Source organism: Collinsella sp. AF14-35 (assembly GCF_003464565.1).
In the GTDB taxonomy this organism is placed as follows: Bacteria; Actinomycetota; Coriobacteriia; order Coriobacteriales; family Coriobacteriaceae; genus Collinsella.
Window position 1 is genome coordinate 19613 of sequence record NZ_QRZD01000019.1, and the last position, 13329, is coordinate 32941.

General features: G+C 61.4%; 6 protein-coding genes. All 6 read right to left on the minus strand.

What is annotated here, in order from left to right; translation table 11 throughout:
- Nucleotides 1-64: 64 nt before the first annotated feature.
- Nucleotides 65-427, minus strand: a complete 363-nt coding sequence (locus tag DWW12_RS07070) for a desulfoferrodoxin family protein (RefSeq protein WP_117786690.1) — start codon at nucleotides 425-427, stop codon at nucleotides 65-67.
- Between the two features lie 165 nt (nucleotides 428-592).
- On the minus strand, nucleotides 593-4057 hold the full coding sequence (locus DWW12_RS07075; protein WP_117855584.1) for an SNF2-related protein: 3465 nt from the start codon (nucleotides 4055-4057) through the stop codon (nucleotides 593-595).
- A 28-nt stretch (nucleotides 4058-4085) separates the two neighbouring features.
- Nucleotides 4086-7889: a DNA polymerase III subunit alpha gene (dnaE, locus tag DWW12_RS07080; protein ID WP_117855585.1), complete on the minus strand. Its 3804-nt coding sequence runs from the start codon at nucleotides 7887-7889 to the stop codon at nucleotides 4086-4088.
- 240 nt (nucleotides 7890-8129) lie between these two features.
- Nucleotides 8130-9329 carry an MFS transporter gene (locus tag DWW12_RS07085; protein ID WP_117855586.1) on the minus strand — a complete coding sequence of 400 codons (1200 nt, stop codon included), beginning with the start codon at nucleotides 9327-9329 and terminating at the stop codon, nucleotides 8130-8132.
- Between the two features lie 61 nt (nucleotides 9330-9390).
- Entirely contained in the window at nucleotides 9391-9576 is a 186-nt protein-coding gene (locus DWW12_RS07090; protein WP_117655584.1) for a DUF3284 domain-containing protein, read from the minus strand.
- Nucleotides 9577-9711: 135 nt separating this feature from the next.
- A complete protein-coding gene (locus DWW12_RS07095; protein WP_117855587.1) occupies nucleotides 9712-13329 on the minus strand; it encodes a UvrD-helicase domain-containing protein in 3618 nt (1205 codons plus the stop codon).

Here is a 13329-nt window from a genome sequence, read left to right on the forward strand (position 1 = left end):
CATGATGCAGTCGGCGCTCGCATGTGCATATGCTAGCTATGATACCCCGAGCGGGGGCGCGCTCCTAGAACGTCGCGGACCACAGCCCGTGCAGGTTGCAATAGGCGTAGACGGTACCGGTCTTGGAACCGCCGGCAAAAAACGTCGCGGGCTTCATGCCGGGCTCAAGGTAATGGACCTCCAGACGGCCCTCGGCCTCAAGGGCGATCCACTCGATGTAGTGCTCGGGCACCATAGGATGCTCGACCGAACCCACGCGTGCGCGGATCACGTGACCGTCGCGCTCGCTCTCGACGACTGGCACGTGCTTCTCGTGCGCCGCGTCCTCGGTGTTCGCGGTCAGCTCCGTGCAGCCGGCAGGGGTTGCAACGTCGTTGCCAAGGGCGGCAATGAGCTTGCCGTCGGGGTCCTTAAAGAATTTTGCCATGATGTTCTCCTTTGCTGATGTGCCGGTGTTCTCGATGCTTCTTATGCCCAAAGGCAGACAAACCATCCACGGCATTGCAAATGAACACATAACGAGCGGGACAAGCGGTCGGGCCAGAACGAACCGGCGACCTGGCCCGACCCGGCAGCCCCATCCAGCGCGCAGCTAGCGCCCGTCGCCGCCGAGCAGCGCCAGAACATCCTCGCGGGTAAACAGCGCCGACGAGATGCCGTCGCCGCCGAGCACGCTGTTGACCAGGTCGCGCTTGGACTCCTGCATCTGCATAATGCGTTCCTCGATCGTATCCTTGGCGATGAGCTTGTACACGGTCACGGTATGTTGCTGGCCAATACGATGCGCGCGGTCGGTCGCTTGGTCCTGCGCCGCCACGTTCCACCACGGGTCGTAGTGAATGACCACGTCGGCCGCCGTCAGGTTAAGGCCCACGCCGCCCGCCTTGAGCGAAATCAAAAAGACCGGAACCTCGCCCGCTTGGAACTGCGCGACCATCTTGGCGCGGCTCTCCTTAGACGAAGCGCCCGTGAGCTTAAGGAAGGCGATGTCCTCCTTGGCCAGGCGTTTGCCGATGATATCGAGCATACCCGTAAACTGGCTGAACAACAGGATGCGATGCCCGCCGTCGAGTGCGCCGTGCACGAGTTCCATGCACGTATCGAGCTTGGCGCTCCCCGCCTTGTAATCCTCGTAGTGTAGACGCGGGTCGCAGCAAATCTGGCGCAGCTTGATGAGCTCGGCGAGCACCTTGAGCTTGTCCTTCTTAAACTCCCCAGCCTCGCGGTGCTGCACCTGCTGGGCGATGCGGTCCTGGTTGGCCAGGTAGAGCTTGCGCTGCTCGCCGGCGAGCTGTGCCATGACGGTGTCCTCGATCTTCTCAGGCAGGTCGGCCACCACGTCTTCCTTGACACGGCGCAACACAAACGGCGACACGAGCGCCTGCAGGCGAGCGGCGCTGTCCCCCTCGGCGTGCTCGACCGGGCTTTCGAAGCGTTTGGCAAACGACTCGCGCGTGCCAAGCAAGCCCGGCATCAAAAAGTCGAAGATGCTCCAAAGCTCGGACAAGCGGTTTTCGATGGGCGTACCCGTCAGGGCAAAGCGCACACCGGCCGGCAGGCGCTTGGCGGCGCGCGCCACCTGCGTGAGCGGGTTTTTAATGTACTGGGCCTCGTCGAGCACAACGCGGGCAAAGTCCTGCTCGGCATACTCGTCGATATCGCGCCGCATAAGGTCATACGACGTCACGACCACGTTGTGCTCGGCCACGCCGGCGATCTGCACGCGGCGTTGAGCCTTGGCGCCCACAATGGCGCACACATCGAGCGACGGGGCAAAGCGCTCCAGCTCGGCAGCCCAGTTGTACACGAGTGAGGCCGGGCATACCACGAGCGTGGGCTTGGTGTCCCCCGCCTCCACGCGCGCCAGGATATGTGCGATCATCTGCAGCGTTTTGCCCAGGCCCATATCGTCGGCCAAGATGCCGCCGAGGCCCAGGTGCTCGAGCGAGCCGAGCCACTGGTAGCCGTCGACCTGATAGCCACGCAGTGTGGCCTTGAGCGAAGCGGGCACCGTAAAGTCCATCTTGCCGAGCGTGTCCAGGCGCTCGACGGTGCGACGGAACGCGGCGTCGCAATCGGCCTCGAGCGCAGGCGTGCGCGCAAGCATGCTGTCAACGAAAAGGGTGCTCGACGCGGGAAGCGACACGCCGTCGAGCAGGTCAACAGCATCGACCCCCAGATCCTCGGCAAGGCCAAACGCGGCGCGCGCTCCCTCGTCCAGGCGAACGATGTCGCCCGACGTGAGACGCGCAAACGTCTGGTGGCGCTTGTAGGAGTCCAGATAGATGGCAAGGTCTGCCGCCGAAAGGCCACTCGCGCCCAGTTCGACGTCGAGCAGGTTGCTCTTGACAGTCGCACGCACCGAAAGCTTGGGCGCAGGGCGGACCGAGACCTGGCGCAGGCGGTCGCTGAGCATGACCTCGCCCAGCTCGGACAGGGCGGACAGGCCCTCGGTCAGCAAGTGGAACAGGCTCTCGTCATCGCGCTCCTCAAACGCCAGGCCGCCCTCGTAGAAATCGAAGTACATGGCAGCCGTGTCCATAACGCGAAACTCCGCCAGCGTATCGCGGGGCGGAACGCCGGGGCGTTGCTCTTCGAAAGGACTGCCCGGAGCACCAAGACTAAAGAGATCAGCCGACCAATCGCCGTAGGTAACCGTAATTTTGCAGGTCACAAGACCATCGTCGACGCCGATTGCCATGGCAAAGCTCGCCTCGGGTGCCACAGTATCGAGCGCGGCGGGCGCGGTGAGGTCGGTATAGTCGCGCAAAATGGGCAGCGCCATACGGCAGAACTCACCCACCTGCTCGGCGGCAATATGGGCGGGCGTGCGGCACGGCAGCAAGCGCGACAAAAAAGGTGCGGCATGCTGAGCAAATGCAGCGTCGGTACGGCGCGCGCGGCGCGTGTCAACCAAGTAGGCGGCATCGCCCGACGCAAAGCAGTACATATCGGCGGGCAGGCGCAGGTCATAGCTACCACCAGCCGCCGGCGCGATTTTGGCGGCAAGCAGCGGTGGGCGCTTAGCGGATGCCTCGTCCTCCCCTTGCGGAGACAGCTCAACCGCCACGTCGTAGGTGCGATGCGTCGTCATCCCCCGCGACCAGGCGGGCTCAAAGGAGATGGTCTGGCCGCGCAGCAGGTCCAGCACATATACGATGCTATGCTCGGACAGCGGCAACTGACGCTCGGCAACAAAACCGCTGCGGGCAAAGTCGTACGACGCCGAACGCGAGCTTGCGATGTCATCGAGATAGGCAACTGTCGTCACAACAAGGTTGAGCAGCTTTGCCGATGTTTCGTCAAAGGCCTCAGGTGAATGGACAAACGTGAGCTTCTTGCCATAGGAGAACGTGCCGCCGCGCACGTAGGCATCGGCCATGCCGTCGATGTCCTTGACCACGTAGGAGACCGATCCACAGCGAATGCGGAACTCGAGCGCCCAGCTAAAGCGGTCAGCGAACAGCGGATTGTAGTACGGCACCAACGAGGGCTCCAATGCCGCTTTGGGGGCGTCGGGATCAACGGCACCGGCAAGCTTGCGGCGCATGCTCGCCAGCTCATCCATGCGCGCGTCCGAAAGATCGGAGAGCGCCGCCACAAGGCTCGGGCTCGTGGGGACGGGCGCCGGAAAGGGAAAGTTGGGGTTGACGGCCGGCGCTTTGGGTGCGGTGCGCGCGGGCTGTTTCGACTGCGCCGTAAACGTGCGAACCGGCGTGCGCAAACCTTCGACGGGCTCGGCGCCGCTGGCATCCAAATACGCCAGAGCCGTGGCAATAGCGTGCTTGCACATACCGGGGTAACGATAGGCGGCGGGGCAATCGCAGTCGTAGTCGATCACCTCGTGCTCGTCCATGTCGAGCGCCACGTGCGTCTTGTACAGGTCGCCACGCGAACCGCGCACCGAGCCCTCGACCGTCACGTTTTTGGAGAAGCGCGAGCCGCTGTCCTCGATCGACAGCACGGCGCCGTTGAGCATGAGCGAACGCCCCTTCATAAAGGTGCCGCTCAACGCCGCCTCTTTGCGAAGCGCCTGCACAAACGTCCCCTGCGCCATCACTTCCTCCAATCTCACCCGGGGTAGCTTAGATCACCGTCACGCAGCCCTGGTTACCCACAATGGCCTTGGCCTCGGCCAGCAGCGGAATCGAACGCGCGTTGACCTTGGCAGGTACCTCGGCACGCAGCACGCGCCCGTCCACCTGCTCGATAAAGATCTCCACGCGGTCGCCGCCCGGGTTAGCGGTGAGCACCGTGGCCAGGCGCGCCATATTGCCCTGGCTAAAGCGGCTGTTGGGCACCATGACCTCAAACACCTTGGGCTTGTTGTTCTCCTCGTTGAGCTCGAGCGGCACGATCTCCTGCGCGATGATCTGGTCGCCGCGGTCCGAGCGCTCGAGCTTGCCCTTAATGCGCACAAAGGCATCGGACAGCTGCGCGCCGGTCTCGGGATCGACCTCGCCGTACAGGTACCCCTCGGCCTCTTTATAGGTCTTGGGGAACACGACGACGGTGGCCTCGCCTTCCATGTCCTCGAGCTGCACGATGCCCATGGGGTCACCGTTTTTGGTCACGCGCTTGGACACGCTCGAGACCATGCCGGCCCACCACAGCGCCTTGCCCTCGGGAATCTCCTGGTTGATGGTGCCGCCCGTAGGATTCTGAACTTCGTAGCCGGTATCGATCTGCGAGAACGAGAAGTCGCGCGCCTTGGCTAGTGCATACTCAAACGGGCGCAGCGGGTGGTCCGAGACATAGATGCCCAGAACCTCCTTCTCCTGGCTCAGCTTAAGGTGGCGGTCCCACTCCTGGCCGTCCGGATCGGGCACGCTCACCTCAAAGCCCGAGCCCTCAACGTCGCCAAACATATCGAAGAACGAGGTCTGACCGCTCGCGCGGTCCTTCTGGCGCTTTACCGCGGCGTCGATGATGTTCTCGGGGTTGTTCTTGTCCACAAAGTGCATCATCTGGCGACGCGGATACCCCGTGGAGTCGAAGGCGCCTGCCTTGATCAGCGATTCGATCACACGGCGGTTTGCCTGGCTCGAGTCCACGCGCTCGACAAAGTCGTGCAGCGTCTTAAACGGGCCGCCCGCCTCGCGCTCGGCGATAATCGCCTGCGCCACGCCGGTGCCCACGCCGCGGATGCCGGCCAGACCAAAGCGCACGCCCTCCTTGGTAGCCGTGAACTCGGTACCGGACTCGTTGACATCTGGCGACAGCACGGGGATGCCGTCGTGACGGCATGCCGAGACGTAGTGCACGATCTTGTCGGTCTTGCCCGTATAGGACGTCAGAACGGCCGCCATGTACTCGTGCGGATAGTGCGCCTTGAGCCACGCCGTCTGCATAACCAGAATGGCGTAGCCGGCGGAGTGCGACTTGTTGAAGGCGTAGGATGCGAACTCGAGAACATCGTCCCAAATCTTCTGGGCGACCTCGCGCGTGTAGTTGTTCTTGATAGCGCCGTTCATCCAGTGGTCGTAGGTGGTCTCGTCCGAGCCATCCTCCCAGTGGAGCACCGTCGACGTGAGCAGCTTGATCTTTTTCTTAGCCACGGGCTTACGGATACGTGAGTCCGATTCGCCCTTGGAGAAGCCGCACATCTCGACGGAAATGAGCATAACCTGCTCCTGGTAGACCATGGTGCCGTAGGTTTCGCCCAGGATGTCGTCCAGACGGTCGTCGTAGGAGACGGCCGGCTCCTTGCCGTTCATACGGTTGATGTAGGACGAAACCATGCCGGCGCCCAGCGGGCCCGGGCGGTACAGGGCGATCAATGCTACGACGTGCTTGTACTCGGTGGGCTTCATGTTCTTGATCGTGGCCGTCATACCGGCGGACTCGACCTGGAAGACGCCGGCGGTATGGCCGGAGCCCATGAGCTTAAAGATCTCGGGATCGTCAAAGGGAATCTCTTCCTCTTTGATGTCGATGCCAAAGTTCTTTTTGATGTTGGCCTTGGCCTTGGAGATAACCGTCAGCGTGCGCAGGCCCAGGAAGTCCATCTTGAGCAGGCCCATGTCGGCGACGGTATGGCCCTCGTACTGGGTAATCTCGACGCCGCCCTTGGTATCGAGCTTGGTTGGCACGTGCTCGTTGACGGGGTCACGGCAGATCAGAACGGCGCACGCATGCACGCCCTCGCCACGGGTGAGGCCCTCAATCGAGAGCGCCGTGTCGATGATGCGGCGGGCGTCGTCGTCCTTTTTATAGGCCTCGGCAAAGTCGGGGTTAAACAGATCCTCTTTGCCGGGTTGTTTGTCGAGCACCTGCTTGAGTTTGACCTTGGGGTCGCTCGAGACCATCTTGGACAGGCGCTGGCCCATGTAGACCGGGTAGTCCAGAACGCGCGCGGCGTCGTTGATGGCCTGCTTGGCCTTAATGGTCGAGTAGGTGATGACGTGGGTGACCTTCTCGGGACCGTAGAGCTGGCGAACGTGCTCCACGACCTCGAGGCGCCGCTCATCGTCGAAGTCCATATCGATATCGGGCATCTCGGTACGCTGCGGGGACAGGAACCTCTCGAACATCAGGCCGTTCTCGAGCGGGTCGAACGCGGTGATGTTCATGGCGTAGGCGACGATAGCGCCGGCGGCCGAGCCACGGCCGGGGCCGACGCCGATGCCGTTGTCCTTGGCCCATTGCACGTACTCAGCGACGATCAAAAAGTAGGCGGCAAAGCCCTTGTCGCAGATGACCTTGTATTCGTACTCAAAGCGCTCTTTGATGTTGACGCCACCGATCTCGCGCGTGGCCCAGTCGTCACCGTAGTGCTGGCGCAGGCCCTTCTCGCACTCGCGGCGGAACTGGCTCTCGTGCGTCTCGCCGGGATCGAGCAACGGGAAGCGCGGCAGGATGATGGAGTCCCAGTCGAGCTCGACGTAGCACTTGTCGGCAATCTCGAGCGTGTTGTCGCAGGCCTCGGGGCAATACGGGAACATCGCCCGCATCTCCTCCTCGGTCTTCATGTAAAACTCCGATCCGGTCATGCGCATGCGGTTGGGGTCGTCGACCTTAGCGTTCATGCCAATGCACATGATGACGTCCTGCACGGGCGCGTCCTCGCGGCGCAGGTAGTGGAAGTCGTTGGTGGCGATAACCTTGACGCCCACCTGCTTGGCGATATCGATGAGCGTGCGGTCCATCTGCTCGTCTGTCAGGCCGTTGTCGGTGGTAATGCCGTGTTCCTGGATCTCGATGTAGAAGTCGCCGGGGTCAAAGGTATCGCGGAAGGTCTCGGCCCATTTGATGGCGCCTTCCATGTCGCCGCGGTCGATGTACTTGGGGATGATACCCGCGATGCAGGCGCTCGTGCAGATCATGCCCTTGGCATGGCGGCGCAGGTTGTCGAGCGTCACGCGCGGCTTGTAGTAAAAGCCCTGCACGGCGGCCTCGGAGACCGTCTGCATCAGGTTGACGTAGCCCTCCTGGTCCTTGGCCAGAAGGATCATGTGGTAGAGCTCGGGCTTATGGTCGCGAGCAAGGGTCTCGTCCGGCGTAAAGTAGACCTCGCAGCCAAAGATGGGCTTGATGACCAGAGGCGGCTTGAGCTCGTCGATGTTGCCCTTCTCGTCCCACATGGCCATGTCCTTCACATACTGGGCATGCTCGCGCGGGTTTTCCTCGGGATCGGGCTCCACCAGCTCGTCGCGGCGATCCTTTTCCAAAAAGGCCTTGTCGTGACTCCAGGTTTTGTACTCAGGCGTGTTGTGGTTGACGGCGTCGCAGGCCAGCGCCAGGTCGGGCACGCCATACATGTAGCCGTGGTCGGTAATGGCGACGGCGGGCATGCCCAGCTCTACGGCGCGATTGACCATATCCTGGATACGGGTTGCGCCGTCGAGCATGGAGAAAACGGTGTGGTTGTGCAGATGGACGAATGCCATGTGATGAGCTCCGATGCGGGTTCGTGTTCTGACTGAACGATTTTACCGCACGGCGCGGATAGCACCCGAACCTAGCCAAACCAACACGGGTAGTCAATTTGGGACCTTCAAAAAGGGGAATGAGGGCATCCAGATATATCGAGTATTACTGGAACCCCGGCGATGCGCGGAATGATTTGTGACGAATAGTCATGTCCATCAAGAAGGCTCGACGCTTCGGATAGCTCGTCAATCGATATATCAATTCTTGGAGACCTGTATTCCAACCATTTTTAATGAAACAACGGCGGTAATTGCTATCGCGATTGCACCAATAATACCGAGCGCTATCTGAATGGGATATAACCCCAACACATGTCCAAATATGGAGAAAAACACTGCAGAAAAGAGAGCCCTTACCAGAGACGCGACGGAAAGGATCGTCGCGCGGAGATCGTCCGCTATCGCGTCTTGGATTAAGTTTTCCGAAGTGATGTACACCACTTCTGGGAGAAAACAAAGCACCATGCTAAGGCCAAACAAACACAGCGGATTTGAAGCGAACCACGGAAGAATCATGAAAAGGCCAGCCTCGATTAGCATCGAGCCGAGCATGGTATTTCTTTTCCCGAAACGCAATGAGAATAAATCTGCTGCAATGTAGGCCGTCGCATTTACTGCATAGGATGCACCGAAAAAGATTCCTATTATGGAGACGGGAGCATCAAATGCGTCGAATACCAACTGATTCAAGTTGTAATAACTCCCATAGAATCCATCGAGCATGCTTGCGCCGATTAGAAGAAGCAATACCGCAAAAGCGGATTCTCCAACACGCCAGGTTTCGCGTCTGAACATCTTGGCCGCGTCAAACCTTCCCTTTTCAGAGCTTTCAGAACGGGTCGCTTCCGTCCTCTCAATGGGATACAGAAGGAAAAGCTGCAGGAGATAGAAAACGGAGACACATACGTAGAGGGCGCTCCAAGATACTTGGGCAATGAAAGATCCGAGCACAATCGCCATTCCCGTAGCGATTGATTGCGCGGCAAGCAGCCGAGCGTTGATGGTGAGGAAACGCTCTCCTTGACCGGCATTCCGGGCAATTTCATATAAAAGTGCTTGTTCGGATCCCGATTGAAGGGAGTAGGCGAGTGCCTCAACAAGGGAAAGCACGACAAGAAAGGGACCTGAGAGCAACAGCATGCCAGCCGTATGGAAGAAAAGCAGCAGCACGCCCACTTGAATCGAAAACTTCTTTCCAAAGAAATCGCCTATCAGCCCTGTTGGCAGCTCGAGAACGACCGTTGTAATGTTAAACAGGGCTTGATAAAGCGCGATTTCCGTGACAGACATTCCTTTCTCCGCAAGGAAAAGTAGAAACACTCCCCGATTTAAAACAAATCCCGCGAGAACGAAAAAGGCGGAATAGATGTGCAGTTGCGTAGCGGCATTCTTATTCATTTGGCACTTCCATCAACTACTTTTGTCGGGCCGCTCGCTACTGACTCGAAGCCCGAAGCGTTCACGGTTTCCGATGAAGAGTCACCTTGCCTTTTGCGGACTGGGCGCGCTTCTCGTACTTATAGCCGTTGAGCTTGTTGCGGCTGGGACGCTTGCCCGTGGCGTTCTCGATATCCTGCATGATGGACCCCGCCAGAGCGTCAAAAAGCTCCTCCGGCGTCACCTTAAGCGTTTTGGCGAGCTGCATGATGGCTCCTTATTCGTTTGAACCGTTCGAGCCATTGTACCGCCCCAGGCTCTCCCATGCGTTGCGGTGAAATGCGGACTGTTTGGCGGCTTTTTTGGCCAAAACAGTCCGTATTCCACCGCAAGTTATTGAGGGCTAGAGGCTGTAGGTGACCACCTGAGGCTCGCACGGGTTGGCGAGGTCGACTTGCTCCACGCGGACGAACTTGACGGTCACGGCCTCAAAGCCCGCCTTGTGCAGAACATCAGCGTAGACGCGCGCCTGCAGGGCGTGCTTCTCCTGCAGCTGTTCCGGCGTCTCGTCCGGTGTGCCGCCCGTCTTGTAGTCGATGACCAGCGCGCGTGACGAATCCGCCGGGTTCGTCGCCAAAGCGTCGATGGCGCCCTCGGCATATGCACCATAGCGAGCGATGTCCTCGTCCTCGCAGCCCAGCGAAAAGAACGGCACCTCGGCGCGAACGCACGGCCACGCGAGCAGGTCGGCACGGACCGCCGACCTGAGCCAGCGATTCAGGGCGATGTCAAAACGCTCGCGCTGCTCCGGCGTCAGGTGCCACAGACGCGCCAGTGCATCGGCACGCTCAGCGGGCAGCGCATCGGCACCCATCTCGATCAGCCACTGGCAGGCAGCATGGAAGGCCGAGCCCAGCGCCATGGGATTGCCGGTGGGCTCGACAGCAGCCACGTCCGTATCCGTCATCTCCGAGCCATCCGACTCCGCATCATCGCCAGCCTCGTCCATGGGAACACGCGTCTCGGCGGCACGGTCCTCGGCCTCGGCATGGAGCGCCGCGGCGATCGACGAATAGCTGTACGAATCACGCGCCGGATACGAGCAGGTGCCCATGCGCACGCCCACCGTCTGGGGATACACGAGCTCAAACGAATCGGGCTCGGGGTCGGCAGGACCGGGCACAGTTGAGTGCGCAGCATTATCAGCGACATCGACATCGCCGCGAACAAGCCTGCCCTCGGCATCCAGTGAAGCGTTGGCCTCAAACGCCTGCTCGCCAAACGTAAAGTCCGCCAGCGAGATAAGCTCGTAGTCGCCCGGCTTGGAGTTGTCGAACACCAGGCGGTCGGCATCGAGCTGCGGCATGTCCAGGCCGTCCGTCGGCAGAATACGGCGCAGCACGTCGTAAGTCAGATCGGTCTCGACGTCGAAGGTCGGCGCGCACAGCTTGCCGCGGCTCACGCCGGCATCCATCGCCAAGATCACCAGCTCACGCGCTCGCGTCATGGCGACATAGAGCAAACGAGCCCGCTCCTCGAGCGAAAGCTGCAGGTCGTCGTTGCGCAGGCGAGCAAATGCCTCGGCGGGAGAACCCGTCGCACAGACGTCCTCCATGAGCTCCGGCGGCAGCCACAGCGACGTACCCTTGCCCTTAAACGCATGCTCAAACTGCTTTTTGACGTCGTCGCCCTTCACGAACGTGCCGTCCGCGAGTTTAACGCCGTCGAAGCGTGCCGGCAGCGCCACGACCTGCGCTCCGCCCTCGACACGCCCCATCTGAGCCGCACCGGACGATTTGCGCACGCCAAAACACTCGGCAACCGCCACGACCGGATACTCCAGACCCTTGGACGCATGCACCGTCATGATGCGCACCGCGCCGTCGCCCTCCTCGTTGAGCGCGCCCGGGGCCTCCTTGCCCGCCAAGAAGCGGTCGAAGGCGAGCGCGATGGAGCGCGGAGAATTGCCGAGCTCGGCCTCTGCCTCGGCCACGGCGTCGAGCGCCTTGAGCACGTTGGCGGCGATGGCCTTGCCCTCGGGGCCACGCTGCGCCAGACGCACGAACCAGCCGGAGGCATTGACCACGTCGCGCGCGATCGCCGCGAACGAATCGCGTCCCACGCGACGAAGCGCGTAGCGCAGCACCTCGCGGGCGCGCGTTACGAGCGGCAAGCCCTGCAAACCCGGCACATCGGAATCGCTCATGATGCCCGCATCGATGTTGCGACGCGACGTCTCGCCCGTTTGCTCGTCGAGTTTGGTCGCCAGCGCCAGGAACTCCTGGGCGCCGAGTGCAAACATCGGCGAGGCCAGCAGTGGCATAAAACCCTGCGCCGTATCGGCCGGATTGGCAAGCGCGCACACCAGGGCGCGCACCGTCTGCACCTCGGCAGCTTGGGCAAAGACTGAGCCGCCCGCGATGACGCAGTCGAGCCCCTGGTCGCGAAACGCCTGTGCGTAGACATCGGCATTGGTCATGCGCCCCAGCAGCAGTACCATGCTGCCCTGGGGCTGTTTTTTATCGGCAAGCGCGCGGAAACGTTCGGCAATCGCACGAGCTTTCGCCTGCGTTCGCTCCTGTGTGCTGCCACCGGCAACGAAGACCGCCTGGCGGCGCGATGCCTTTGCCTTGAGCTTGTCCTTGCGTTTGTCGCTCGGTTCAAGATCCAAGAACCCCTGCATCAAACCACCGGTGTCGCCGTCAAAGACGCGTGCCACATAGCGCAGCACCTCGTCGTGGCTGCGGAAGTTGCGCACAAGTTTGACGAGCTCGCCGGCAGAGGCATCGGACGTGGCGACCGTCTCGGACGCCGTCGTCGAACCCACCTTGCGCTCCTGGCGACGGAATACCTCGACCTCGGCGCCACGGAAGCGGTAGATCGACTGCTGCGCATCGCCTACGGTGCACAGCGCGCGCTCCCCCGCGCCCGTCAGATAGCGAATCAAATCGACCTGCATCTGGTCGGTATCCTGGAACTCGTCGATCATGACCATCTTAAAGCGGCCCTCGTAGGCGGCTCGGATGGCGGGGTAATCGCGCAGCGCCTCGTATGCCATGCGCAACAGATCGTTATTGTCGAGCGCGGACTGGTCGGCCTTGAGCGCACGGTACTCCGCCTCTACGGCACGGGCAAGCCCCACCAGCGCACCGAGCGCCGGACCGCCGCAGGCAAGCACGATATTGATAAACGCATCGGCCGCCTCGGCCTTGAGTAGCTCCACCTGCTCCTTAGGAAACGCTTTGCTCGCCCGAGGCATGCCGCACGACATCATGAGTCGCGCCGCATCCTCCATAGTTTTGCCGCTCGCCTCAAACGCGTCGATGGCGTCGAGCGCCGTCTGCGCTTTCTCGGTCGCAGCCTTGCTTGCACCCAACGCCGCACGATAGGCATCGGCAAGCGCCGAGGTGTCGGTTTGGCCACGCGCAACGCGCACATCGTCCATGCCGCCCGGCAGCTGGCTCGATAGCTCCAGCAGGTCGCGCACCAGGCCTTTGATGGTGGTACCGGCGCCAAACGTCCCGCCCTCGCCCGCCATGGGATACCAAGCGTAGAGGGCCTTAAGCGAAGCGGCGAGCTCGGGCGCGGCATCGGGCGCCGTCGCGCGCCCCAGCACATGCTCAACAGCCTGATCCATAAGCTCATCGGTATCGGTGAGCACCGTGAACTCAGGATCGATGCCCAGCTCCAACGCGTGCGCGCGCAGGATACGCGAGCACATGCCGTGGATGGTCGAGATCCAAGCGTCGTCGACCGTCAGGGCCTCCTCGTCCATGCCCTCTTCGATAAGCGCACGGCGCACACGGTCGCGAATCTCGGCCGCGGCATCTTTGGTAAAGGTAATGGCGAGCACCTGGTCCAGATGCTCGACAAACGGACCGGATTCGGGCGAGAGCGCATAGACAATGCGGCGCGTGAGGGTAAAGGTCTTGCCCGAGCCGGCACCCGCCGAGACAAACAGCGGGCGGTCGAGCGTTTTGACGACTTGCAGCTGTTGCGGCATCAAAGTCGAAAGATCCAT

What these genes read in the sequence shown, in the direction of transcription:
- dnaE (WP_117855585.1), bottom strand. Translation starts at nt 7,889, where the DNA reads ATGGCATTCGTCCATCTGCACAACCACACCGTTTTCTCCATGCTCGAC.
- DWW12_RS07090 (WP_117655584.1), bottom strand. Translation starts at nt 9,576, where the DNA reads ATGCAGCTCGCCAAAACGCTTAAGGTGACGCCGGAGGAGCTTTTTGAC.
- DWW12_RS07085 (WP_117855586.1), bottom strand. Translation starts at nt 9,329, where the DNA reads ATGAATAAGAATGCCGCTACGCAACTGCACATCTATTCCGCCTTTTTC.
- DWW12_RS07075 (WP_117855584.1), bottom strand. Translation starts at nt 4,057, where the DNA reads ATGGCGCAGGGGACGTTTGTGCAGGCGCTTCGCAAAGAGGCGGCGTTG.
- DWW12_RS07095 (WP_117855587.1), bottom strand. Translation starts at nt 13,329, where the DNA reads ATGGATCTTTCGACTTTGATGCCGCAACAGCTGCAAGTCGTCAAAACG.
- DWW12_RS07070 (WP_117786690.1), bottom strand. Translation starts at nt 427, where the DNA reads ATGGCAAAATTCTTTAAGGACCCCGACGGCAAGCTCATTGCCGCCCTT.